The 23,568-nt window shown below is 72.0% G+C and carries 19 protein-coding genes and 1 pseudogene; 12 read left to right on the forward strand and 8 right to left on the reverse strand.

Features of this window, described 5'->3' with window-relative positions:
- Positions 1-24 precede the first annotated feature (24 nt).
- Positions 25-588 carry a hypothetical protein gene (locus tag QQY24_RS18050; RefSeq protein WP_301973724.1) on the forward strand — a complete coding sequence of 188 codons (564 nt, stop codon included), beginning with the start codon at positions 25-27 and terminating at the stop codon, positions 586-588.
- Here the strand turns inward: QQY24_RS18050 and QQY24_RS18055 are convergent.
- On the reverse strand, positions 581-1,105 hold the full coding sequence (locus QQY24_RS18055; RefSeq protein ID WP_301976277.1) for a DUF2165 domain-containing protein: 525 nt from the start codon (positions 1,103-1,105) through the stop codon (positions 581-583). The two genes, QQY24_RS18050 and QQY24_RS18055, sit on opposite strands and share 8 nt — an antisense overlap.
- A 294-nt stretch (positions 1,106-1,399) precedes the next feature.
- On the opposite strand from QQY24_RS18055, the gene QQY24_RS18060 reads away from it, so the two are divergent.
- A complete protein-coding gene (locus QQY24_RS18060) occupies positions 1,400-2,515 on the forward strand; it encodes an ADP-ribosylglycohydrolase family protein (RefSeq protein WP_301973725.1) in 1,116 nt (371 codons plus the stop codon).
- 48 nt (positions 2,516-2,563) lie between these two features.
- Here the strand turns inward: QQY24_RS18060 and QQY24_RS18065 are convergent, their stop codons facing one another.
- The 3 genes from QQY24_RS18065 to QQY24_RS18075 form a co-directional block, all read right to left on the reverse strand.
- The gene (locus QQY24_RS18065; protein WP_301973726.1) at positions 2,564-4,132 is read right to left on the reverse strand and encodes a sodium:solute symporter family protein; all 1,569 of its coding nucleotides are present in this window, start codon (positions 4,130-4,132) and stop codon (positions 2,564-2,566) included.
- A gap of 184 nt (positions 4,133-4,316) precedes the next feature.
- Positions 4,317-6,158: an MFS transporter gene (locus QQY24_RS18070; RefSeq protein WP_301973727.1), complete on the reverse strand. Its 1,842-nt coding sequence runs from the start codon at positions 6,156-6,158 to the stop codon at positions 4,317-4,319.
- Positions 6,159-6,339: 181 nt separating this feature from the next.
- The gene (locus tag QQY24_RS18075) at positions 6,340-9,009 is read right to left on the reverse strand and encodes a D-alanyl-D-alanine carboxypeptidase (protein WP_301973728.1); all 2,670 of its coding nucleotides are present in this window, start codon (positions 9,007-9,009) and stop codon (positions 6,340-6,342) included.
- A gap of 181 nt (positions 9,010-9,190) precedes the next feature.
- On the opposite strand from QQY24_RS18075, the gene QQY24_RS18080 reads away from it, so the two are divergent.
- The 3 genes from QQY24_RS18080 (at position 9,191) to QQY24_RS18090 (ending at position 11,521) form a co-directional block, all read left to right on the forward strand.
- Complete coding sequence (locus QQY24_RS18080; protein WP_301973729.1) at positions 9,191-9,949, forward strand: GPP34 family phosphoprotein; 759 nt, start codon at positions 9,191-9,193, stop codon at positions 9,947-9,949.
- A gap of 333 nt (positions 9,950-10,282) precedes the next feature.
- Positions 10,283-11,140, forward strand: coding sequence for a helix-turn-helix transcriptional regulator (locus tag QQY24_RS18085; protein WP_301973730.1), 858 nt, complete (start codon positions 10,283-10,285; stop codon positions 11,138-11,140).
- A gap of 189 nt (positions 11,141-11,329) precedes the next feature.
- The gene (locus tag QQY24_RS18090) at positions 11,330-11,521 is read left to right on the forward strand and encodes a DUF397 domain-containing protein (RefSeq protein ID WP_301973731.1); all 192 of its coding nucleotides are present in this window, start codon (positions 11,330-11,332) and stop codon (positions 11,519-11,521) included.
- 253 nt (positions 11,522-11,774) lie between these two features.
- On the opposite strand, the pseudogene QQY24_RS18095 reads toward QQY24_RS18090, so the two are convergent.
- Positions 11,775-12,282: pseudogene (locus QQY24_RS18095) on the reverse strand (glutathione peroxidase).
- Positions 12,283-12,617: 335 nt separating this feature from the next.
- Between QQY24_RS18095 and QQY24_RS18100 the strand changes: the two are divergent.
- From QQY24_RS18100 to QQY24_RS18115, 4 genes are all read left to right on the forward strand, one after another.
- Positions 12,618-13,337 (forward strand): Crp/Fnr family transcriptional regulator, encoded by a 720-nt coding sequence (locus tag QQY24_RS18100; protein WP_301973732.1) that lies wholly within the window; start codon positions 12,618-12,620, stop codon positions 13,335-13,337.
- 123 nt (positions 13,338-13,460) lie between these two features.
- Positions 13,461-14,213, forward strand: a complete 753-nt coding sequence (locus QQY24_RS18105; protein ID WP_301973733.1) for a hypothetical protein — start codon at positions 13,461-13,463, stop codon at positions 14,211-14,213.
- Between the two features lie 34 nt (positions 14,214-14,247).
- On the forward strand, positions 14,248-16,356 hold the full coding sequence (locus tag QQY24_RS18110) for a hypothetical protein (RefSeq protein WP_301973734.1): 2,109 nt from the start codon (positions 14,248-14,250) through the stop codon (positions 16,354-16,356).
- Positions 16,353-17,240, forward strand: coding sequence for a hypothetical protein (locus QQY24_RS18115; protein WP_301973735.1), 888 nt, complete (start codon positions 16,353-16,355; stop codon positions 17,238-17,240). Before QQY24_RS18110 ends, QQY24_RS18115 begins: the two co-directional genes overlap by 4 nt.
- Positions 17,241-17,256: 16 nt before the next feature.
- Here QQY24_RS18115 and QQY24_RS18120 read toward each other — a convergent pair whose 3' ends face one another.
- Positions 17,257-17,796: a hypothetical protein gene (locus tag QQY24_RS18120; RefSeq protein WP_301973736.1), complete on the reverse strand. Its 540-nt coding sequence runs from the start codon at positions 17,794-17,796 to the stop codon at positions 17,257-17,259.
- Positions 17,797-17,896: 100 nt separating this feature from the next.
- Between QQY24_RS18120 and QQY24_RS18125 the strand changes: the two genes are divergently transcribed.
- The 3 genes from QQY24_RS18125 (at position 17,897) to QQY24_RS18135 (ending at position 21,493) form a co-directional block, all read left to right on the forward strand.
- Positions 17,897-19,168 carry an OmpA family protein gene (locus QQY24_RS18125; RefSeq protein WP_301973737.1) on the forward strand — a complete coding sequence of 424 codons (1,272 nt, stop codon included), beginning with the start codon at positions 17,897-17,899 and terminating at the stop codon, positions 19,166-19,168.
- A gap of 55 nt (positions 19,169-19,223) precedes the next feature.
- Positions 19,224-20,471 carry a hypothetical protein gene (locus tag QQY24_RS18130; protein WP_301973738.1) on the forward strand — a complete coding sequence of 416 codons (1,248 nt, stop codon included), beginning with the start codon at positions 19,224-19,226 and terminating at the stop codon, positions 20,469-20,471.
- 380 nt (positions 20,472-20,851) lie between these two features.
- Entirely contained in the window at positions 20,852-21,493 is a 642-nt protein-coding gene (locus tag QQY24_RS18135; RefSeq protein WP_301973739.1) for a tyrosine-type recombinase/integrase, read from the forward strand.
- Between the two features lie 185 nt (positions 21,494-21,678).
- Here QQY24_RS18135 and QQY24_RS18140 read toward each other — a convergent pair whose 3' ends face one another.
- Both QQY24_RS18140 and QQY24_RS18145 read right to left on the reverse strand, forming a co-directional pair.
- Positions 21,679-22,215 carry a hypothetical protein gene (locus tag QQY24_RS18140; protein WP_301973740.1) on the reverse strand — a complete coding sequence of 179 codons (537 nt, stop codon included), beginning with the start codon at positions 22,213-22,215 and terminating at the stop codon, positions 21,679-21,681.
- Positions 22,216-22,241: 26 nt separating this feature from the next.
- Positions 22,242-23,534, reverse strand: coding sequence for a NucA/NucB deoxyribonuclease domain-containing protein (locus QQY24_RS18145; protein ID WP_301973741.1), 1,293 nt, complete (start codon positions 23,532-23,534; stop codon positions 22,242-22,244).
- Positions 23,535-23,568 lie beyond the last annotated feature (34 nt).

The raw sequence follows: 23,568 nt of genomic DNA on the forward strand, positions 1-23,568 counted from the left end.
CCGTAGCGGAGGAGATGCGTACCCGTGGCTGCCCGACTGCCCTCGTGGGCCTGGGTCTCCGGTCTGACGGCGGGGGCGACCGCGGTCGTCGTCGCCCTGGCCGTCCAGGCGGACCACGGGCCGCATCCCACCGCCGCGACGGCCGGGCCCCGGCCGTCGGCGCCGGCGAGCGCCCACGCGTCCGCCGCCCCCAGGCCGGCGGCGCCGCCCGCGGTCCCCGAGCTGTCCGGCACGGGCCGCCGGATCGTCTACTCGCTCGCCGGGAAGCGGGTGTGGCTGGTGGACGCCACGGGCGAGGCGTCCCGCACCTTCACGGTGTGGCCGGGCACGGTGAACCCCGCGCCCGGCCGCTACTCGGTGACGTTGCGCAAGGACAGCATCACCGGCTCGGACGGCGTGCCCATCGAGCACATCCTCTACTTCACCGTGGCGTCGGGCGTGAACATCGCCTTCTCCAACGCCGTCGACGGCTCGTCCCCGCCGCCGGCCGAGGGCAAGCAGACCGGCGGCATCCGCGTCCACAAGCAGGACGGGGCGGCACTGTGGGCGTTCGGGGACACGGGCACGAAGGTGTCGGTCGTCAAATAGCGTCCCGCTGCCCGCCGGGCAGGTGGTTGACGATCAGCGCGACGCCGCTGAGCAGGAACACCCGGGTCGCGGCGTCCAGCCCGTTCCAGCTCTTGGACTGCCACATCGCGAACCACTCCCCGCCGATGGCGATGAACCCGGCCCCGAACAGCAGCAGGAGCATCAGCAGCCCGTAGGTGGACAGCCGCCGGGCGCGCAGGCGGTCCCGCCGGGCCCACAGGTACGTGCCCGCGATCAGCACGAGGGCGGCGACGGTCTCCCACACGATGATGGCCACGTAGGCGGCGTCCTGCAGCCCGGTGCTGGTGATCGCCCGCCCCATCAGGTCGTCGTCCTTGAACGTCGTGTCCATCGCCAGCACGTGCCGCACGAACTGCTGGTTGGTGCCGAAGTCGGTGATGTTCCCCAGGGCGACGAGGGCGATGTAAAGGGCGAGGATCCCCGTGAGCACACCGGCGGCGAGCGTGAGGCCGGTGGACCGGGCGGGGGTCGTGGAAGCGGTGGGTGTGGTGGTCATGGTCATGCCTGGATTCTTCCCGGCGCCCGCCCCCTCCGTCATGCGCTTGCGCCACTTGCCGGCCCCGGTCCGCGAACCGGGAGCGCGGCCCGGGAGGCACCGGTGACGGCGCGGGGGACGGCCGTGTCCGGGGAGCGGGGAGGACCGCTCTCCCGGCGACCGCTGGTGGAGGACCGCCCGGCGTTCGCGGCTGTACGGAAATGGTGCTGTGGAGGGGATCCGCCCCCTGAACGGACCGTTCCCGGTCGATTACAGTGCACAGCATCGGACGGGCGGTGCCGTGAGGAGGTCTGGATGGGTGCGACATCCGGTGCCGTCTGGGGCCGCGCCGAACAGCAGGACTTCCGCAGCCGGGTGCGCGGCGCCCTCCTCGGCGTCGCCGTCGGGGACGCGCTGGGCGGGCCCGCCGACGCGCTCGGCCTGGCGGAGATCCGGGCCGCGTACGGCCCGGGCGGCCTGCTCGACCTCGCCCGGGGGCACGGGCGGCGCGGAGCGGTCACCCACCACACCCAGCTCACCCTGTTCACCGTGGACGGGCTGATCCGCGCCCAGGTGCGCCGGGACACCGGCGCCTGGCACCCGCCGACCGACCTGCACCGCGCGTACCTGCGGTGGGCCGCCACCCAGCGGGACTGGGGGCCGGACGAGCGCCGCGCGGAAGACGGCTGGCTGGCCCGGGAGGAGTGGCTGTACGCCCGCCGGAACCCGACCCGGGCCCTCCTCCTCGGCCTCGGCGACGCCACCATGGGCACGCTGGAGTCCCCGAAGAACCCCGGTGAGCCGGGCCCGGAGGCGGTGGCCCGCTCGGCGCCCTTCGGCCTGCTGGTCGGCTGGGAGCCCCAGCTCGTCGTCCAGCTCGCCGTGGAGTGCGCGGCCCAGACCCACGGCCACCCCGTCGCCTGCCTGTCGGCGGGCGCGTACGCCGTCATCGTGCACGCGCTGGCCCGCGGCGACAGCCTGGACGGCGCCGTGCAGCGGGCCCTGGCGCTGCTCGGGGCCCGCCCCGGCCACCAGCCCGTCACGGAGGCCCTCCAGCAGGCGCTCGGCGCGGTCCGCCAGGGCGTGCCCGGCCCGCCCCGGGTCGAGGAACTGGCCGGCCACGGCACCGCGGACGGCCTGCTCGCCGCGTCCGTGTACTGCGCGCTGGTCGGCGAGGACGTGCGCCACGGACTGTGCCTGGCCGTCAACCAGAGCGGTCCCTCCGCGGCGGCCGGCGCCCTCACCGGCGGCCTCCTGGGCGCCCTGCACGGCGAAACGGCCCTCCCGCCGGCCTGGCTGGCCGAACTGGAGGGCCGCCCCACGATCCTGGAACTGGCCGACGACTTCGCGATGGAGATGACCCAGGGACCCGCGCTGCACGGCCCCGCCGGCTCCTCCCCGGGCTGGCTGGCCCGCTACCCGCGGGCCTGAGCCCGGGCGGGCACCCGCGGCCGGCGGCCGTCCGCGCCCGCCCGGCGCTCAGTCGGTCACCGGCGTCCCCGCCACGTCGTCTCCGTCCCCCGCCGGCACCGGCACGGCCGCCCCCGCGTCCCCGTCCGTGTTGATCCGCTCGATGAGCGCCAGCCGCTCCGGGGTGTCCTCCGGCTTGAGCAGACCGATCACGACGTACAGGACCAGGGAGACGGCCAGCGGGACCGAGACCTGGTACTGGAGCGGGACGCCCCCGTCGACGTTCCCGTTGACGGGGTAGTTGACCAGCCAGAACGTCAGCAGACCGGTCGCCCAGCTGGTGAGCGCGGCCGTCGGCCCCGAGCGGCGGAACGGCCGGAGCAGGCCCAGCATCATCGGGATCGCGATCGGCCCCATCAGACCCGCCACCCACTTGATGACGACCGTGATGATGTCCTTGAAGGCGGGGGAGTCCACCTGCGTGGCCACCGCCATGGACAGGCCGAGGAAGACGACCGTCGTCACCCGGGCCGCGGCCAGGCCCGAACGCTCGCCCCACGCCCGCGCCCGGGACGACAGCACCGGCGCCACGTCCCGGGTGAACACCGCGGCGATGGCGTTGGCGTCGGAGGAGCACATGGCCATGGTGTGCGAGAAGAACCCGACGACGACCAGGCCCAGCAGGCCGTGGGGGAGGAGCTGTTCGGTCATCAGGGCGTAGGAGTCGGAGCCGTCCGGCTTTCGCGCGTGGACCAGCAGCGGGGACATCCACATCGGGAAGAAGAGGACCACCGGCCACACCAGCCACAGGGCCGCGGACAGGCGCGCCGAACGCTCGGCCTCCCGCGGGCTGCCCGTCGCCATGTAGCGCTGGGCCTGGTTGAGCATGCCGCCGTTGTACTCGAAGAGCTTGATGAAGAGGAACGCGAGCAGGAAGACCGTGCCGTAGGGCCCGGCGAGCAGCTTGCCGTGCCCGTGCAGCGCGGGTTCGTCCCAGGCGCCGAGGAAGCCGATGCCCTTGTCGCCCAGCTTCAGCACGACCGCGACGAACATCGAGGTTCCGGCCAGCAACTGGATGACGAACTGGCCGAGTTCGGTCAGCGCGTCCGCCCACAGGCCGCCGATCGTGCAGTAGAAGGCGGTGATCGCGCCCGTGATGAGGATGCCCTGGTTCAGCGACACCCCCGTGAACACCGACAACAGGGTGGAGATCGCCGCCCACTTGGCGCCGACGTCCACGATCTTCAGCAGCATGCCGGACCAGGCGAGCGCCTGCTGCGTGGAGAGGTCGTAACGGCTCTTCAGGTACTCCAGCGGGGAGGCCACGTGCAGCCGGGACCGCAGCCGGTTGATGCGCGGCGCGAACAGCCGGGAGCCGATGGCGATGCCCAGCGCGATCGGGAAGGACCAGGTGACGAAGGAGGTGACGCCGTAGGTGTAGGCGATGCCCGCGTACCCGGTGAACATCACCGCGCTGTAGCCCGACATGTGGTGCGAGATGCCGGACAGCCACCAGGGCATCCGGCCGCCGGCCGTGAAGAAGTCGCTGACGTTGTCCACGCGCTTGTGCGACCAGACGCCGATCGCGACCATCACACCGAAGTAGCCGATGAGTACCGCCCAGTCGAAACCGTTCATGTGTCCCCTTCCAGGGTCCGCAGCCGGAGTCAGGCAGTCAGGCATGTGAACTCTGGTTTTGCAGGTGGACATACGGCAAGGAAGCGTCTGGTCAAGAGCGGGTAAAATCGTCCGCCGAGATGACCTGCGTTCACCTACATGAACAATTACGGTGGTAATCAGCCCTCGGCCGCGCGGCGCCGGCTCACGGCGTCCTCAGCTCGTCCGGACACGGCGTGCCGCGCGGCAGCTGGTACGGCGCCGCCAGCCGGTACGTCCCCGCACGCGGCGCGAGCAGCACCGTCCACTTGTCGCCCTCGGCGTCCTCCGGCGTCTCCATCAGGCACCCGTTGGGGTTGTCGTACGTCCTCGGCGTGCCCTCCGCCCGGTGCTTGGACGCCTCCGTCTCCCGCGGCGGTTCGAGGCTCCTGCCGTGCGCGTCGACGACGCTCAGCCACGGCGAGTACGGGATCTTGATCAGGATCCGCCCGGCCCTGCGCACCCGGAGCGTCATCTCGCCCTGCTCGGCCCGCTGCACCACCGCGCCGGGCTCCGCGAGCGGCGCCGGGTCCGTCACCTTGAACAACTGCCAGTTGGCGTCGCCCCAGACCTGCGTCAGGTACGGCATCCCGCGCTGGACCAGGGCCCGCTCGCGCTCACCGCCGTCCCCGTCCGGCTCGTCCTTGGGCACCACCACGAAGTGCACGGCCCACCGCTGGAGCCACTCGTGGTAGTTGGCCGAGTTGAGCGTGTCGTCGTAGAAGAGCGGGTTGCGCTCCATGTCGGCCTGCCGGTTCCAGCCGCGCGCCAGGTTCACGTACGGCGCGAGCGCGGAGGCCTCGCGGTGCGAGCGCGCCGGGACCACCTCCACCCGGCCCCGCTCCGCGCCGACCTCCTGCAACTCGTTCACCAGCGGGGCCAGCTCCCGGGCCCAGGAGGCCGCCGGGGTCGTGTGGACGACGTCGTCGACCGACTTGAAGCCGATCCAGCCGGCGAAGCCCAGGAGCGCCAGGACGGTCACGTACCACTTGCGCGAGCGCGGCACCGTGAACGGCAGCGCCGCGATCAGCGTCGCACCCGCGAATAGCATCGGCAGTCGCGAGATGTTGGAGCCGATCTGCGAGCTGATCAGCCACACGAGCACCACCGCGAGGCTGTAGACGGCCGCCGTCAGCCGGACGGTGACCCACTGCCTGGGCACCAGGAACAGGCACAGCAGGCCGTACAGCAGCGGCATGACCACCGAGCCGAACGTCATCGGCTGGGTGCCGGAGAACGGGAACAGCCACGCCGAGACGGCCACCACGGCCGCCGGCGCGAGCCCCAGCGCCCAGGCCCCCGGCCGCCGCTTCTGCAGGAACAGCGCGACCGCGACCAGGCCCACGAACAGCCCCGCGACCGGCGAGGCCATCGTGGCGAGCGCGGCCAGCGGGGCGGCGACCAGCGCCTTGGCCCAGCGTTTGAACCGCCACCGGTGCGGCCAGCAGAACACGGCCGCGACCGCGCCGAGCGCGAACATCGTGCCGAGCCCGAAGGTCACCCGCCCCGACACGGCGTTGCACAGGAGCGCGAAGACCCCGGCGAGCGAGGCCCACAGGGGGTTGCGCACCACGCGGCTGCGGATCAGGACCACCGTCAGCAGGCCCGCCGAGACGGTGCCGGCGATCATCATCGTCGTGCGGACGCCGAGGACGGACATCAGGTACGGCGAGACCACGCTGTACGACACCGGGTGCATGCCGCCGTACCAGGCGAGGTTGTACGCCGAGTCCGGGTGCCGGCCGACGAACTCCGCCCAGGCGTCCTGGGCCGCGAGGTCGCCGCCGCTGTTGGCGAACGTGAAGAACCAGATGACGTGCAGGACGCCCGCGAGGGCGGTGACGGACAGTGCCGGGCGGCGCAGGAGCCGCCGGCGCAGCCGTTCCGCACGGCTGGGCGCGCGGTCCTCGCGACCACCGCCCGGATCAGTCGAGGACAGGCGTATTCGCGGTCCGGACCCCGGTCCCGGACCGGCGTCGTCGGCGCGTGTCGGCTCCGCAGTGGCCACCTGAAGGCACTCCCCGTGTCCCGTCTTCCGTTCTCGGCCGGGTTCCCCGGTGTCCCGGCCGCTTGCCGTCAGTTCGCGGCCGTGTCCCGCGACCGGCGACCTGCCCCGGTTCGCGACGCTAGCACGCACCCCGCCGCGGAGCTCCGTCAGCGGGGTGCGGTGCCCGGGTGCGGGGCCGGGTTCAGCCGAGGCGGGTCAGCTTGTCCGTGAGGCCGGGCTCGGCCAGGTCCTCCCGCAGGGCCACCGGCACCTTGACGGCACCGGCCGAACCGTCGCCCACGGTGAGCGAGCCGACCCGGGTCCCGGCCTTCGCGGTGTGCGGCAGGTCGCCCGCGCCGAACGACAGCCTCACCTTCAGGCCGGACCAGCCGGCGGCCGTGACGTCCTTCGTGGTCACGACCGGCGTACGGCCGCCGAGCCCGTCGTCGACGTACCCGACGACCTCGCCCTTCCTCAGCACCGTGGCCGGCTTCAGCGCCCTCTGCGCGGACCGGATGAGCTTGTCCGCGGCGTCCAGGGCCCCGCTGAGGATCGTGTTGTCCGAGCCGCCGGCGGGCTGGCGGATCACGGCGCCGACGATGGTCCGCGTCTGGCCGCCGACCTCCTGCTTGGCGGCGAAGACGAGGTTGCCGAGGGCGGAGGTGGTGGTGCCGGTCTTGATGCCGACGACGTTGTCGTGGCCGACCAGGTGGTTCCAGTTGGGGTGGTTGACCCCCTTGTAGTCGTCGTACGACATCATCGCCGCGACCTCGCGGAAGGCGGGCTCGGTCATCGCGGCCTTGGCCAGCTTCACCTGGTCCACGGCCGTGCTGACCGTGGAGTCCGTCAGACCCGACGGATCGGTGTACGTGGTGTTGGCCATGCCGAGGCCCTTGGCGGTCGCGTTCATCTTCGCCACGAAGGACTTCTCCGAGCCCGCGTCCCAGCGGGCCAGCAGGCGCGCGATGTTGTTCGCGGACGCGATGAGGATGCTCTCCAGGGCCTCGCGCTGGGTGATCGCGTCACCGGCGGTGACGTCGACGGTGGACTCCTGGCCCGCCTGCGACTGGTCCTGCGCCGCCTGGTCGATCTTGATCTTCGGCCCGCGGGCGCCGCTCTTGAGCGGATGGTCGCGCAGCACGATGTACGCCGTCATCACCTTCGCGACGCTCGCGATCGGCACGGGCTTCTGCGTGCCGGACGAACCGAAGCTGCCGATGCCCTGCACGTCCAGGGCCGCCTGGCCCTGCGCGGGCCACGGGATGCCGGCCTTCGCCCCGCCGAAGGTGAACGTGTCCTTCGCCGTGAGGTCCAGTGTGGGCGCGGGGAGCGGGCGGAACGCCTGCACGACCGCGAGGACGATCGCCAGGAGCAGGACCAGGGGGGTCCAGATCTTGACCCGCCGCACCAGCGTGCGCACCGGGGTCTCCGGCGGCGGTGGCGTGTTCGTCAGTTCCGCCAGCAGGTCCAGCGGCGGCTTGGGCGGCAGCGGCTGCTGGGTGGTGCGCTCCGGACCCACCTGGGGGACGGCCGTGGTGACGTCCGGCTTCACGGCCGGGGCGACGTCCGACTTCAACGCGACGAACTTGCTGGTGCGCTCGGGGGCGGGGGCGGGGGTGGGAGCGGGGGCCGGGGTCTTCTCGGCGGTCCCGGCCTCGGGTTCCGGAGCCGCGCTCTTCCCGGCGGCCGCGGTCCCGGCTGCGGCCGGGGCCGCGGCTTCCGGCTCCGCGGCCTTCCGGGCCGCGCCGGTCTTCAGCATGGTCGTCGGCTGGTCGACACCGCCCTTGCCGGGCCGCGCGGCCTTGAACAGGGTGGTGGGCTGGTCGACGGCCGCCCGGGGGTCGCCCTCGGCTCCGGCCGCCGCGTCCGGGCCCGCCTTCTTGCCCACCCCGGCGTCCGGAGCGGCCTCGTCGTCCGGCCCGCCCTTCGCTGCCCGGGAGGCCGTGGCGCCCGTCCTCGCGGCCGGGGCAGCCGTGCGGCCCGTGTCCGCCTCCGCGTCCGTCCCGGCGTCCTCCGCGGCCGGGGCGCCTGCACCGCCGGTGCCGGTGTGGGTGTCGCTGTCGGCTTCGGCTTCGGCCTTGGCGGCGGCGGTCGCGGGGCCCGCCTCGCCCTTCGCTGCCCGGGCGGCCGTGGCTCCGGCTCCGGCGCCCGTGTCCGCCTCGGCGCCGACGGCGTCCTCACCGGCCGGAACGGTCCCGCCGTCCGCCCGCGGCCCGGCCCCGACGCCCGGGCCCGCGTCCGGCTCCGTGTCGGGGTCCGGGTCCGCGTCCGCGTCGCCCTCGGAGGCCGGGACAGCCCCGGCGTCCGCCTCGGTCGCCGTCCCGGGCGTCACGGCCGCCTCCGTGCCCGACCCGGCGTCCCCGTCCGCCCCGGCCGCCGCGGGCCCCTCCCCGCCCCTGCCGACGGGCTCCTCCGCACCCCGGCGCCCGGAGCCGTCCCCGGCCGTCTCGCCGTCCCCGGAGGCCACCGGTCCGGGCTTCCCGGCCTTCGGCGCCTCCGCGTCCGGCTCGGTCCCCCTCGTGTCGTCCGCCGAGCGCACCCACGCCGAGACGGCCTCGCTCAGACCGGCGTCCTCGGCCGGCGCCGCGTCCTGTGCGGAGTCCGCCCGTGCCGGCTCCTCGGCCTTGCGCTTCCCGGACTCCGCCGCGGCCTTCACGCCCCGGGCCGAGAGGACCTTCGTCGCCGTGTCGGCTCCGGCGCTCCCGGCACCCCCGGCGCCCCCGGCCCCCGAGGAGTCCTCGTCGCGGGCCACCGCGAGACGCGGATCACGAGCCTCGGGAACCCGGCCCGCTCCCCCCGAAGCCGGTTCCGCCGACGACTCGTGCTGCTTCGACCTGTCGGGGGACTCGCCCGCCACCGGTGCCTCCTCCATGCGCCGCACGCCCACTCGCGCGCCCTGTCCGAACCATGTACCAGTGTCCTGTGTGGGGGCTTGTCCGCCGCGGCAGACGAGAACGACATACTTGCCGATTCCCTCGCAAACCGGTCACGCACCCTCGACAGACCAATGTGAGAGGGGTCACCCTGTCATTCATCCACGCGGGGAGGCATGGATGGGCAGGAGCCGCAGAACACTTCCGGAAGAGCTTCTGCTGCTGGCACTGGACCCGGCCACGGGTACCACTGCACAGCCGCAGTCGCTCGACCTGGGTCTGGCCGGTGCGCAGCTAGTGGAGCTGGCGCTGGCCGGACGGATAGCCCCGGACGGGGATCGTATCGCCGTGGTGGTGCCACGGCCGACAGGAGATCCGACTCTGGACTGCGCACTGGAATTGCTGCGAAGGCGCGGCGCTCCGGTACGCGCCGTCCACTGGATCGGCGGGCCGCGCCTAGGGCTCCGCCAGACCTACCTCTCGCACCTGGAGCGGTGCGGCATGGTGCATGCCGTGGCCGGCCAGATGTGCGGGGTGCTGCCGACGACGCGTTATCAGGCGACCGACAACGAGATCAGCCGGGAGATCCGGGCCCGGCTGGACTCCGCGATCCGCACCGGCGTACCACCGGACCCGCGGACCGCGGCGCTCGCCGCCCTGGCGCACGCCGTCGGCCTCGGCAAGCACCTGTATCCGGGCAACGAGGGCCGGTCCTCACGGTCCCGGCTGCGCGACCTCATCCGCCACGACCCCATGGGCGGACTGGTGGCGCACGCCGTGATGGACGTGCAGAACGGCGCCGTGGCCCAGCCGCGGCGCGGTCCGGCCGCCCCTGCCGGACGGCAGGCCGGGCCCGGGGCCGGGCCGGTCGCGGAACCCGCGCACGGCGTTCCGATGCAGCCGCACCACGGGTCCATGGCACGCGCCGTGGCCCACTGATCCGCACCCGGCCTCCCGGGGCCGGTTCGTAAGCCGCCGGTTCGAGCGGGGCGGCGGGACCTCCGTGGTCCCGCCGCCCCGCTCGACCGCGTTCACCTCTCCCGCATCCCCCTCCGCGCCGCCCCGGCCCGGCGCGCCCGGGCCCGCGCACCGGCTCGCGCACCGGCTCGCGCGCCGGTTCCCGCACCGCGCACGGCGCCCGCGCCCGAACGGACGCGTACGCGCCGCATATCCACCATTTCCCAGCGGTGGAAAGGGCGTTGGTGGCAGTCTGCTCAACAGCAGATACGCAAAGTGCCAGAGTGCAGGCAGGCAGCCGGAGGTGCGCGTCCCGTGGCGTCCAATGTCAATCCCACCGTCAGGCGGCGCCGGCTCGGCCAGGAGCTGCGCAGGCTCCGCGAACTCAAGGGCATGACGGCCGAGGAAGTGGCGGAGCGGCTGCTCGTGTCGCAGTCGAAGATCAGTCGACTGGAGAACGGCCGGCGTTCCATCAGCCAGCGCGACGTGCGCGACCTGTGCGGGGTCTACGAGGTCGAGGATCAGCGGATCGTCGACTCGCTGATGGAGATGGCCCGGGACTCGCGGCAGCAGGGCTGGTGGCACACGTTCGGGGACATCCCGTACAGCGTCTACATCGGCCTGGAGACCGACGCCGAGTCGCTGCGGGTGTACGAACCCCAGCTGGTGACCGGCCTGCTGCAGACCCACGCGTACGCGGAGGCCCTGGTGCAGGGCGCGCTGCCGGAGACGTCGGCGGCCGAGATCGAGAAGCGCGTCCGGGTGCGCATGCGGCGACAGGAACGTATCACCGCCGAGCACAACTTCCTGCGGCTGTGGGTGGTGCTGGACGAGGCGGCGCTGCGCCGGGTGGTGGGCAGCGAACTGGTGATGCGGGAACAGCTCGAGCACCTGATCGAGATGTCCCAGCTGCCGCACGTGACCGTACAGGTGCTGCCCTTCGAGGTCGGCGCGCACCCGGGGCTCAACGGCCAATACGCGATCCTGGAGTTCACCGACGCCGCCGACTCCAGCGTGGTCTACCTGGAGGGCGTCACCAGCGACCTGTACCTGGAGAAGGCGCAGGACGTGCAGAAGTACGCCGTGATGTACGAGCACTTGCGGGCACAGTCCCTCAATGTGGAAGCATCCCGGCAATTCATCGCCAAGGTGGCCGAACAGTACGTCGACTGAGTCCTGCCCGACAGAAGTGCCGGATCGTACACCGTTGGTCTGCTCCGGTGGAAGCCACACCCTGGATGTGCCATCCGCTTGAGTGAACGGCTCCTCCGGCGAGGGCGGTTGCCCGGTAGCGTCGATCGGGCCGGTCAATCGACCGGGTTGGCGTGAACCGCACCCCCGCAACTCGTAACAGGAGTGGACATGGCACTGATTCAGGGCGCTTCGGAGACGTGGACGAAGTCTTCATATTCCGCGGGCAACGGAGCCTGCGTCGAGGTCAAGGCGCCCACCGCCGCGGAACTCGCCGTACGCGACTCCAAGGTCCCCGAGGGCCCGATCCTGGCCTTCCCCACCGACGCGTGGACCGCCTTCGTGGCGTCGGTCAAGGCATAAGGACCGGTCACCGCCCCCAGGCCGTAGGCCCGTCGACGACACCTCGCACCGCACGTCTCCGCAGCTCCACAACTTCACAGGCAGCAAGCACAGAGCCCTCTCGACCATTCGCCGTCCTTGCCGAGAGGGCTCGGCCCACCCCCGGGTCGGGGCCCCCGGGGCTCACCTCACCGGGAAGGCCGCCTGACGGACCGGACCACCGGCGAAGACGCCCCCGCCCCGGGGGGTGAGGCTAGCCGGGATCCGCACGTCCCTAGGCCAGCTGGGCCTCGATCGCCGCGACGACCTCGTCCGCCTCGGGCTCGGTGCGCGGCGAGAACCGGGCGACGACCCGGCCGTCCCGGCCGATCAGGAACTTCTCGAAGTTCCAGCGGATGTCACCGCTGTGCCCCTCGCCGTCCGCGAAGCCGACCAGCCGCTCGTACAGCGGGTGCCGCCCCTCGCCGTTCACCTCGACCTTCTCGGTCAGCGGGAAGGTCACGCCGTAGGTCGCCGAGCAGAACGCGGCGATCTCCTCGGCGCTGCCGGGCTCCTGCCCGAGGAACTGGTTGCAGGGCACCCCGAGCACGGTGAACCCCTTGCCGGCGTACCGCTCCTGCAACCGCTCCAGCCCCTCGTACTGCGGGGTCAGCCCGCACTTGGAGGCCACGTTCACGATGAGCACGGCCCGTCCGCCGTACTGCGCCAGATCGGCGGAACCCCCCCCGGAGGGCCCCGATCTCCACATCCAGCACGGAACCGCTGTGGTCAGTAGTCGTCATGAACGGATGCTAGCCCCGGCGGGCGACGAGCGGAGCACGCCGCCCGCACGCCGCACCGGTCCGCCGAGGACGGCGGCGGGGAGACCCGGTGGTCCCGGCGGGGCCCGGAAGGTGACCGCCCCGGGGTTCCGCGCGGATCCCGCGGCAAGCGGTCACCGCACTGGCCGACGTGGGGCGCTCATTCACCCGGCGCGCGCCCCGGAGCGCGCTCGGGCGCATCAAGTGGGACCCCCGCGCACTCTGCCCTGGCGTCCTGGCAGCTGCTTCCCTGGAACACCTGGTCCCCGCCGATCGGAAACGGATCGGAGGCGTAGCGGAGAAGGAAAGGAAAGCCCTTGACGCCGCAGTTCACATCCCAGGGTCAGGAGGATTGGCCTGCCCGCAGTTTCCTCGGTGGCCTGTCGGAACCCGTCCGCAGCAAACTCCTCGGGATCGGTACCCGCTGCCGTTACTTACCCGGAGAGGTCCTGATCCGCGAGGGCGACCGCTCCAACCACGTGGTGCTCCTGCGCTCGGGGTTCGTCAAGGTCACCGCGTCCCTCGACAACGGCCACGAGGCGCTGCTCGCCATCCGGGTCGGAGGGGACATCGTCGGTGAGATGGCCGCCATGGACGACGGTGCGCCGAGGTCGGCCACGGTCACCGCTTGCGGGGAGATCGCCGCCAGCATGGTGCGCGAGTCCGATCTCCGCTTCTTCCTCGAGTCCCACCCCGAGGCGGCGCGCGCGGTCAACCGGATCGTCATCCAGAGGCTGCGCTGGTCGAACCAGCGGCGGGTGGAGTTCGGCGGGTACTCGGTCAAGGTGCGGCTCGCCCGCGTACTCGCCGAACTGGCGGCCTCGTACGGGCATCCGGTGCCGCGCGGAATCGTCATAGGGGTGAACCTCACCCAACCGGAACTGGCGGCGCTCACCGGCTCGGCCGAGGTCACCATTCACAAGGCGCTCGCCGAACTGCGCAGGGACGGGCTCATCACCACCGGTTACCGCCGCACCACGGTCCTCGACGTCAACCGGCTGCGAGAAACCGCCCGGCTGCGAAAGGCCGCCCCCTGACGCGGACGTCACCCGTCCCGCCTGCGAAAACCGTATTTCTACGATCCACTCGGCGTTCCCCGTCCCCTGGCGCACAGTTGACCCCCGACTTCGCTCGCCCACGGCAGATGGAGACCCGAGCCCATGAAACCGCACTTCGATGCGCAGGAGATCATCACACGCCACCTGTGCATGGCCGCCGACGTGGAGAAGTACAGCCGCCTCGACACCCCGGCCCAGGAGGCCTTCCAGTCCGACCTGGTGCGGGTGCTCGAGGAAGCGGCGGTGCTCAGCGGCCTGGACCGCACGTCCTGGGAGCGTCAGCCGCAGGGTGACCAGGAATTCGCCGTCCTGCCGCTGGAAACCCGCGAACCGCTGGTGGTGGGGAGCTTCGTGCGCAACCTTGCCGTCCGGCTCGGCGAGCGCAACGCCAACCTCGCCGAAGGAGCGCGGATGCGGCTCCGGCTCGCCATCGACTTCGGCGTGGCCCGCACGGCGGCCCTCGGCTACAGCGGGCCGGCCCCGGTCTCCGTGGCCCGGTACCTCAACGCCTCCCAGCTCAAGCGGGTACTGGGGACCTTGGACTCGACGGATCTCGCAGTGATCGTCTCCGACCGGGTCTACCAGGATGTCGTCCGGCTCCGGGGCGAGGGCGAGGGGCTGGACCCGGACCGGTACGTCAGGGTGCACGTCCAGGAGAAGGAGTTCAGCGGCTACGGCTGGGTCCACGTCCCCGAGCACGGCCCAGAAGAGCTGGAGCCGCTGGTGGCCGACCCGAAGCCGGACAGCGCCGCGGCCCCCGCGCCCACCCACGTCGTGAAGGGGAACAGGGACGGCGTCTTCCACTTCGGCAGCGGCGACGCGGCCAGGACCATGCACAAGAAGTACTACAGGTGACGGCGCGGCGACCATGGATGAAACGACCGAGCCCGTGAACGAGCTCGCGGAGCAGTTCTCGACGGAGCCGTCCGCGGACGGGGAGGCGGAGGTGCCCGCGCCCGTCGCCGTCGAGGCGTCCGAGGAAGAGGCCGACTACATCAGGCAGTTGCGGGAGCGGGGCTTGCCCCGGACCGTCGTCGAAGGAGGGGTGAGGGGGCGGGCCGTCGGCTTCGGCAGCGGTGACGCGGCCGGGACGATCTACAAGAACTACTACGGCACCCCCCTTGTCGATCCGGTCGACGGCAGGGTCCCCGAGGAGGACCTGGACCGGCTGCGTGAGCTGTATGTGGCGCCCAACACACACACCGCCCTGGTCGACCACCTGGCCAAGCACGGAGTCGCGGTTCTGCGCGGGGCCCCCGGTTCGGGGCGCTACACCACGGCGCTGCTCGCAGCACAGGAAGCGATGGACACCGCAGTGGTCGTCCTGGACGCGCAGGCGGGTGTGCGTCGACTGGTGCGGGAGGACGGGGGACTGCAGCCGGGCCGGGGCCACGTCATCGAGAGTGACGGCACGGAGTGGGCGAACGGGTTGCGTTCGCAGATGCTCATCCGGCTGCGCGAGGCGACGTACCGCCGTTCGCCGCTGGTGATCGTCGTGGACGACCAAGTGCCGGTCGGAGACCTGACGGGGCACGTGGTCGAGCACGAGGCGGCGGACCGAACGCGGTTCCAGGTGCTGGACCGGCACCTGACGGTGCTGCTGGCCAACCGCCCGCTGGACTGCCGCAAGCTGCTGGAGCACGAACGCCTCCGGGAGGACCTGCGCGGACGCAGGTCCATGGCGGAGGTCGCCGGCCTGGCCGGCCGACTGGCACGACGGGTGCGCGACGGCGACGACATCGACCAGATCGTGCAGGGGCTCGGGGCCGGGCTGCGGGACAAGGCGGTGAAACTCCTCGCCGGCTCGCAGAAAGCCGGGCCCGACGGTGTCCGGAGGCAGGAGGTGTCCCTTTGGTCCCGGGCGTTCCTGCTGGCCTGCGTGGTGCTCGACGGGACCACGCTGAGCCGGGTCAGCCGGGAGTCCCACCGGCTCGCGGAACTGCTGCACGGGGTGCGCTCACCCTCCTCGGTACCGGAGATGCCGCTGTTCGAGGAGAGCGTGCAGGACTGGCTGGACCACTCCGACGTGGAGTTCACCGACCGGACCGGGGAACCGGTCGGAGCACGGCACCCGGAGTGCCTGGTGCGGGTCAGCCAGCGCGGTCTCGGCGAAGCGGTCATGGAAGTGCTGTGGCACGACCACAGTGGTGCACGCGGCCCCCTGCTGGAGTGGCTGGACAGCCTGGTGGTCCGGGGGGAGGAGGACATCCGGGTGTCGGCCGCCCAGACGGTCGGTCTGCTGGCGACCTTCGACTGGGCCTACGTGCACGAGGAACTGCTCGTGCGGTGGGCGTCCGACAGGGGGGAGCACGCCGATCGCCGGCGATTCGCGGCAGCGTGGGCGCTGGAACGGGCGGTGGCCGATCCGCTGCTCGCCTCCCGGGTGCAGCGCCTGCTGTGGCGCTGGTCCCGGCGGCGTGAGTTCCGGACCTGCGCCCAGGCCGCGTACGGCACCCGGATCGGCGCGAAGTTCCCGGCCGAGGCGCTGAGCAGTCTGGAGCGGATCGCGGGGGCGGGGACGAAGAGCGTCTGGGCCCCGGTGCGGGAGATCTACGCGGCCGGATCACGCGTCCAGGTCCTGGAAAGGCTGGCCGAGTGGTCGGCATCGTCGCACCACTGGCTGCGCGACGATGCGGCGAAGTGTCTCCAGGGGCTGAGCAGGTTCCGCGGGGAGCGGGCGGTCACCGCTCTCCTGAGGGAACCGCACGCGCGTGACCACCTGCTGCTGCTCGGCCGGCGGGTCCTGCTCAGCAGCAACGGTCCGCACCGGCAGTGCGGCTGGGACGCCATGCGGCTGTGGGTGGAGCGGGCCGGGGACGAGCCGGGCCTCGACGAGCTGGTGGCCGGGTTCCTGGCCGACCTGCCCGAACCGGGCGCGGAGGGCGACGCCCTGCGTGAGCGGCTTCTGTTCTACCTGCGGTTGTGGAGCCACCAGCTCTCCGACGGCGAGACGGCCGTCCGGGTCCGTTCCCTCATGAAGGAAAGGTGGTCGATGTGAACAGCACATCGCGTCGTGGTCCGTTCGCCTGGTTGCGGGCCCTGTTCGGCGGTGGTCCGAAGTCCGTCGCCGGCGTGCCCTTCGAAGCGGTGACGGTCGACGTGCCGGAGATCGTCTCGGTGCACCGGAGTTCCACCGTCGCGTTCGAGACCCCCGCCAGGGGCGACGGGTTCGGCTTCCTGGTCGAGGTCCGCTGCGACTGGTGCGCCGAGGGGCGCCTCGACCAGGAGGGGCTGAGCCGCGCCATCGACGGTTACCGGGCGGCCATGCCCCAGCGGCTCGCCGAGCGGGTCCGTGACGTCGCCCGCGGCTACGAGCCGTTTCACGTGGAGGAGGCCGAACTCGCCGTCAACCATGCCCTGCGGGAAGGGGAGTGCTTCGAGAACGGGCTGGTGAGCTGCCGTACCGTGGCCCACCTCCGGCCCGCCCCGGAAGTGCTGGAACAGCAGCGCAGGGCGGCCCTGGAACTCCAGGACATCGAGCACCGGTACGCGAAGTCGGCGCTCCAGGTGAAGCTGCTGGGCGAGGTCGCCGAGAAGTGGCGCTCCTTCCTCGCCGGCGGGCTGGCGGGAGTGCAGCAGGACGGTGACGCCCTGTCCTGGCTCACGCCGTGGGCGGTGCTGCTGGCCGAGCAGCCGGACAAGGCGGCCACCGAAGTCGGTGACATGTTCCGGCAGCGGCAGGAGGAGGTCGACAAGTTCATCAAGATCCTGGAGAAGCAGGTGAAAACGTACCAGGCGCAGGACCTCTTCGAGTTCGTCGTCACCAACGAGCAGCAGCTCAGCCACGCGATGCGGCTGTTCGGCCTTCCCCTGCCGGGCGGGCTGGACTCCGGAGGCGGAGTGCCGGAGCCCCTGCCCCGGGCTCAGCCGGCCCGGGACTGAGGCGACGGACCGTGGCTCAGGCCAGCAGCGGACCGACGAGGAAGGAGAGCCCCGCGGTCACCGCCATCAGTCCCGTCCAGACGACCCCCTTGGCGATGTACCGGTGCTTGGCCATCGCCACCTGGGCGAGCACCGGGATCAACTGCCAGATCTCCTTGCGTTCGCTGTCCTCGTCCGGCGGGGGAGGAGTGCCGTCGGCGGTGGCCAGCAGGGGCAGGCTGAACCTGTTCGGGGCGGGCGGCGGCCCGAGGCGCGGGCGGAGCGCCTGGACCACGCAGTAGACGGCGGGCAGGAACGCCGCCACGTGCAGTGACAGCAGTCCGACGGCGATCCAGGCGCCGGGGCCGCCGCGCTCCCACGCCTCGCGTACGACGCCGCCCTGCGGGACGGCCATGGCCATCAGTCCGGCCTGGACGGCGCCGAGGATGCCGACCTTGGTGTCGGCGAACTGGGCCGACGCCAGGAGCGACGTGTAAACGGCCAGACCGGAGCGGAGGCCGGCCGCCCCTTCCTCTCCGGCGGTGCTGTCTCCGGCGGCGGGGACGGAACTGGACACGGAGGGCCTCCTCGCATCGAGTGACTGGGGACTCCCAGTAACTCCCCCGTCACCGTCCGAGAAAAGTCACAAATGCGTGTTTCCCTACTTGGAGGACCCGATGAGTTCCCTGCACCAGGCACGCCCCGGCCGGCTCCTGGCCACGGCGCTGTCGTTGGCCGCCCTCGCGGCGGCCAGCGGCTGTGGCGCGTTCGAGACGCCCGCGAGCCGGCCCTGCGCCTGGCTGGACCGCGGCTCCGACGGAGCGGACGGCGCCCGGCGGGAGACCGCCGTGCTGGTGGACCGGAGCCCGTCCACCCGGCCGGGCAGGACCCCTTCGGCACACGACCGGGCACCGGACTGGGCGGCCACCCTGTTGGCCACCCGGGAACTCGCGCCGTCGGCGTTGGAGGGCGGGTCGCTCTCCGCGGCCGGCTTCGACGGCACGAGGGCCACCGTCGACTGGCGGGTGGACGGCGCGTTCGTCACCCCCGTGAAGGGTGATCGGAGGCTGAGGAGGGACCGGTGGAACGGCCGGCGCGGCTGTCTGGAGAAGCGGCTGCGGCAGCTGTCCGCCGGAGCGCCGGGCACCGGTCGTACGGACGTGCTCGGCGCGCTCGCCGCGGCCGACGACCAGCTCGGCGCGGGGGCCGGCCGCCGCCGGATCGTGGTGGCGACCGACGGGCTGACCAACACCGGCTGCGCGGACCTGCGCTCCGCCGGATTCGACGGCACGGCGGAGATCGGGGCGGTGGTGGAGCGCTGCCGCAGATCGGGTGAACTGCCCGACCTGACGGGCGTCGAGGTCAGCCTCGTCGGCATAGGCCGCGCGGCACGCGGCAAGCAGCCGTCCTCACCGCAGACCGCCTGGTTGTCCACCCTGTGGACCAGGCTGTGCGGGGCCACCGGCGCCTCCTCCTGCGAGGTGGCCGCCACCGCCCGCATCCGCGGGGCGGGGGAGGACGCCGGCACCGCGAAGACGGAACCGGAGGTCGTGTTCCCGGCCGTCTCGGAGCGGTCGACCGGGCGGGTCACCAGGATCGTCCTGCCCGGTTCCGTCCTGTTCGCGACCGACCGGGCGGAGCTGTCCCGGGCGGCGCGCAACACGCTGGACGATGCTGCGCGCCGGATCAGGAACCTCGGTCCCGTCTCGGTCGCCGTCTCCGGGCACACCGACTCGCGCGGCACCGAACAGCACGGCAGGCGACTCTCGCTGGCGCGTGCCCTCACCGTCCGGGCCGCCCTCGCGGAGCGCGGGGTCGCGGTGGCCTCGGCCCGCGGCTACTCCGACGACCAGCCCCGGTGCACCCCCGAATACCGCCACGGAGCACCCGACTACGCGGCCATGGCGTGCAACCGCCGCGTGGAGATCACCGTAACGGTCCACGGCTGAACGCTCCGCCGGAGCTCAACCGTCCAAGAAGCCCATACAGCAAAGGACACCGTCCATGCCCCAGACCCATCGAGGCGTCCCGTGCCACCACGGCTGCGGATGCGACGTCCGCCACCTGGTGAAGAGCGCCGAGTACGGTCCCGAACGGGAGCCGGAGCACCTGGACAACGCTGAAATGCGGATGCTCCTGCGCGCGGCCCGCGAGGTCGCCGAACTCGTCGGCCGCAACCGCGAGCAGCTCGCCGCCGCCCGGGCCCGCGCGATCGGCGCTCACGCGCGGACCGAGGAGGCGGTCCAGTCCCTGGCGCGGTTCGAGGCCACCGCCGCTCTCCGGGCGGGCCGGGCGGCCCAGGAGGCGGTCGAGTCGCGGCACGCGGAGGACGGCGCCCACGACCGGCGCCGCCGCGAGATGTGGATACGCGTACTGCGCTGGCCGGTCGTCGCCGCCATGGCCGTCTTCGACGCCTGGTACTTCATGCGCGTCTTCCAGTACCTCACCGCCAGTGAGGAGACGGCCTCCCTGACCGAGCAGACGGTCGCCTTCCTGCCCGGTGCCGTCCTGGCGCTGGCCCTGATGCTGTCCGGGCACGCGATCGCGGCCCCGTTGTACCGGGTGCGCGAGGGGCTGCGGTCCCTCCGCGACCGCCGGCCCCGGCTGTCGTTGCTCGCTTCGCTCGCCCTGCCCGCCCTCTACCTGACCGCCGTGCTGGCCACCGTCACCGTGTGGGCGGTACTGCGGGCACGCGACGCGGGAATGGAGGAGGTCGAGGGCGCTCGCTACGCACCCGGCTGGGTGGCGATGCTGATGCTGGTGCTCGCGATCACCGCCGTGGCGATGAAGGCCGTCGCGCACAACCCCCATGCGGACAGCGCCGCGGAAGCCCGCCGTGGCCTCCTGCGGGCCCAGCTGACGTACGCCTGGCTGGTACGGCGGGTCGGTGCCGCCCTGCGCGAGCACGAGATGGCCTGGAGCGACCTGTGCGCACTCCGTGACGAACTGGCCTCGCAGGTGCGCCTGGAGAGCATGCGCGTCTGGGAGGCGGCCATCCTCACCGCCCGCATGCTGCACGGGCAGGCCGGTCACCTCCCGCCCGCTCCGGCCGTCCCGCCCGGCGGAGCGGAGGCACAGGCGCCGGCGGCCGCATGGGTGGCGCCGCTCTTCACCGGCGTGGTCGAGCCCCCACCGGAGCTCGGTCCCCTGGTCGAGGCCCACCGGATCGCCGTCACCTGTGCCCCGGCCGAGCTGCGCGCACGCCGGGCCGAGCTGATCAGCCGCCTCGACGTCCAACTCGGCCCGACGTGACGGTCGCGCGTCCACAACCGCGGAAGCCCGCCACGCTTCCGGCCGCCCCGCGCCCCGGCAGGACTCGAACCCGCGACACCCGCCCGAGGGGCCCGACCCGTGCCCCTCGGGCTGCGGACGCCGACCGGCGCGACGGCCGGACGGAGGCGCTGGTGCGCACCCGCGTCCGCGTCGGGGTTTGTACGGTGACCGGTGCGACTCCCCGGCTGAAAACGGCGGTTGATGACTGACGTGACGAGTGGCATCGAGGCCGGGGAGGCCGCTGCGGGTGCGACGAGCGCCGTGGAGGACGGGCTGGTGGCCCGGGCCGGGGGTGGCGGTCTCAGACCGCGAGGCGCTCCGCGAGCTGCTTCGCCTTCGCGGCGGCCTCCTCCAGGGAGGTGTACGAGGACGACCCCAAGACCGACGCCGGCGCGCGCACAATCGCGCTCGACTCCGACACGGTCCAGGCTCTCAAACGGCACCGAGCCCAGCAGGACAAGGACCGTAAGGAGTGGGAGAACGCCTGGGTGGAGACCGGACGCGTCTTCACCAAGGAGAACGGCGAGATGCTCCACCCCGCCAACGTCACACGGCGGTTCATCGAGCTGTACGAGGAGATCGATCTCCCGCCGGTCCGGCTCCACGACCTCCGTCACGGTGCTGCGACCCTCGCCCACGCGGCCGGGGCCGACCTCAAGGACATCCAGGAAATGCTCGGCCACTCCTCGATCACCATCACGGCCGACACGTACACGAGCCTGCTCCCCGGGGCCGACCTGGCGATCGCCGAGGCCGCAGCCAGGCTCGTCCCGCGCGCCCGCGCCACCTCCGAAAACACCGCCCCGAAGCGGAGGCCGAGCCCGACGACGCGGAGCATCCCGGCCCGGAGCCCGTGCCGGATGATGCTGATCCGTCGGGAGAAAATCCGGAGGTCAACTCTCCGTCCGCTCACACACCGCTCACGCAAACGGCCCCGGACGAGACGTCCGAGGCCGAGTAGAAGCCCACCCTGGGGGAGAAATCCCAGGTCAGAGTGGTGACGCGTCGTGCTCCCGGCGGGGCACCAGACAGATGGGAACCATTACGGGTCGTGGTCCCTGGGGTCACGGATCGCCATCGAGTCCACTCTGTGCCTATGAATCGGCTCGGCCGTCGGCCGCAGGTTCGAGTCTTGGGTCTGAGTCGCACTCTGCCCGGGGCGCCGTCGTCTCCGAACGCGACTTGTTCATTCGTCGTCTGCGTCGTCCTCGTCGTCCGGGGAGGGGTCCCGTACGAAGGACAGATCGAGGACGTAGCGTTCGTCGACGGGACACCGGTTCCATGCTTGCCGGATCTGTTCGGGTGGCCAGTCGTCGTCGATATTGCTGAGGGTTTCGTCGTAGTAGGCGGAGGCCGCTGCGCGCCCGGCCCACCACGCGTATCCCTCGTACACGCCCGGGCGGGGCAAGGTCATCTCGCCGGCCGGGCCCAGGGTTAGCTGACCGAAGACCAGGGTGCCGGTCGCGGACTCGATGTTGACCGGGACGTGGCCCTCGGCGTCGGCGGGAGGCTTGGGGGGCGTGTCCCAGACGCGGACGGTGATTCGTACGTCGATGTCGGGCTGGAGACTGAGGAGGTACAGGTGGTAGCCATTGCCCGCCACCACCTGTACCTCCGCGGCGCCCATGGCTTCTTCGTCGCCCAGGTAGGCGTCGGCGTCGTAGACCTCGACGAGCCGGCGGTCGGGGCTTGCGGTGACGCTGAATTCGGCGAGGAGCGCCATGGGATGCCTTTCTGTCGGATCGTCCGTCAGTCGGTGATCTTCACGTAGAAGGCGTCGCCGTCCAGGACGCGGTTGGTGGTGTACATCGCGTCGAGCCGGTTGCCGCCGTTGCGGTTGTCCGTGCCGCTGATCAGGCGGACGGAGTAGCGGTTGTCGCCCTTGTTCGACCCTTCCTTGGTGCTGGCGAAGGGGTGCTCGTCGCACTCCAACCCGCTGCCCGAATAGTCACCCCATACCTTCTTACACTCCTTGATGGACTTGGTGCGGTTGGCCTGCTGTTTGTCCTTGTCGATCAGCCGGTGAAGCGGGTCCTTCTCGCCGGGGACGGTCTTGCCCTGGAAGGACGGGAACGTGCGCTCCGGGCGCTTCAGCGCGTCGTAGATGTGCAGGGCGCTCTCCTTGACGGCGGAGTCCTTGCGGCTCATCACGAGCTGTACGCGGGCCCCGGTGAGGACGGTGCCCAGGAACTTGCCTGCCACGGGGCCGGCGTAGTCGAAGCGGACGGCCGAGTGGTAGGCGTCGACCTCCTGGTACGGGGAGACAGTGGGCGAGGAGACGGTGAGGTCCAGGAAGACCGTCGCGGCGACCTTCTGCTGGTTGCCGTTGTTGTACTGGGCTCCCAGGTCGGGGGAGGTGTACGTGAGCGTCCACGTGGGCTTCGTGTCCCAGACACCGAGGAGTTCGTCCCGCGAGACCGTGTCCGGGGCGGTCACCTGCGGGTTGGGGTCGCTGGAGCTGGCGTTGACGCTGTGCCGGAAGAACTGGCCCACGCTCCACTTGGTGGCGTCCTCGGTGCCGACGGTCTGCACGCGGATGTTCTCGACGCTGGCGACGTAGTCGACCCGGCGGCTGCCGTCGTAGGCGAAGCCCAGGGTCCACATATCGAACCAGAGGCGGCCGATGGCTTCGGTGCCGTTCTTGTCGCGAAGGACCAGGTCGTACGGCTTCTTCTGGCAGCTCTCGAAGCGGCTCTTGATCCAGCCGGTCTGGGTCTTCGCGGCTGTCGCCTGATTCGCGCACTGCTGGCGCAGGTCGGTCTGGTCGTCGGCGGGTGCGCGTCGGAGTGTGCGGTCGAGCGGTACGTGCTCGCCGTGCCGGCGCTGGTAGGTGGCAAGCCGAACGGGGCGGTTCAGCTTTTGGAGTTCGGACTTGGGGACGGCCGAGGCGTTGACGAATCGTGCGGCGGTGGTCCGTCGAGGGGTGTCCGTCCGGTCAGTAGCCGCGGTGGCCGCGGTCGTGGTCAAGAGGGTCATGGCGCAGGCGGCTGCCGCCAGGCGGGCCCAACGGACCAGTCGTATTCGATGGTTCAGGTGCTGCATGTGGAAGTGCTCCCTGTGAAGCGATGCGAAGTGG

The organism is Streptomyces sp. TG1A-8, assembly GCF_030499535.1.
GTDB lineage: Bacteria > Actinomycetota > Actinomycetes > Streptomycetales > Streptomycetaceae > Streptomyces.

Bases quoted from the DNA above. Each gene is read 5' to 3' on its own strand.
- QQY24_RS18055 (WP_301976277.1), bottom strand. From the start codon at position 1,105: ATGACCACCACACCCACCGCTTCCACGACCCCCGCCCGGTCCACCGGC.
- QQY24_RS18080 (WP_301973729.1), top strand. From the start codon at position 9,191: ATGGGCAGGAGCCGCAGAACACTTCCGGAAGAGCTTCTGCTGCTGGCA.
- QQY24_RS18065 (WP_301973726.1), bottom strand. From the start codon at position 4,132: ATGAACGGTTTCGACTGGGCGGTACTCATCGGCTACTTCGGTGTGATG.
- QQY24_RS18140 (WP_301973740.1), bottom strand. From the start codon at position 22,215: ATGGCGCTCCTCGCCGAATTCAGCGTCACCGCAAGCCCCGACCGCCGG.
- QQY24_RS18125 (WP_301973737.1), top strand. From the start codon at position 17,897: ATGAGTTCCCTGCACCAGGCACGCCCCGGCCGGCTCCTGGCCACGGCG.
- QQY24_RS18130 (WP_301973738.1), top strand. From the start codon at position 19,224: ATGCCCCAGACCCATCGAGGCGTCCCGTGCCACCACGGCTGCGGATGC.
- QQY24_RS18090 (WP_301973731.1), top strand. From the start codon at position 11,330: ATGGCACTGATTCAGGGCGCTTCGGAGACGTGGACGAAGTCTTCATAT.
- QQY24_RS18060 (WP_301973725.1), top strand. From the start codon at position 1,400: ATGGGTGCGACATCCGGTGCCGTCTGGGGCCGCGCCGAACAGCAGGAC.
- QQY24_RS18105 (WP_301973733.1), top strand. From the start codon at position 13,461: ATGAAACCGCACTTCGATGCGCAGGAGATCATCACACGCCACCTGTGC.
- QQY24_RS18075 (WP_301973728.1), bottom strand. From the start codon at position 9,009: ATGGAGGAGGCACCGGTGGCGGGCGAGTCCCCCGACAGGTCGAAGCAG.
- QQY24_RS18145 (WP_301973741.1), bottom strand. From the start codon at position 23,534: ATGCAGCACCTGAACCATCGAATACGACTGGTCCGTTGGGCCCGCCTG.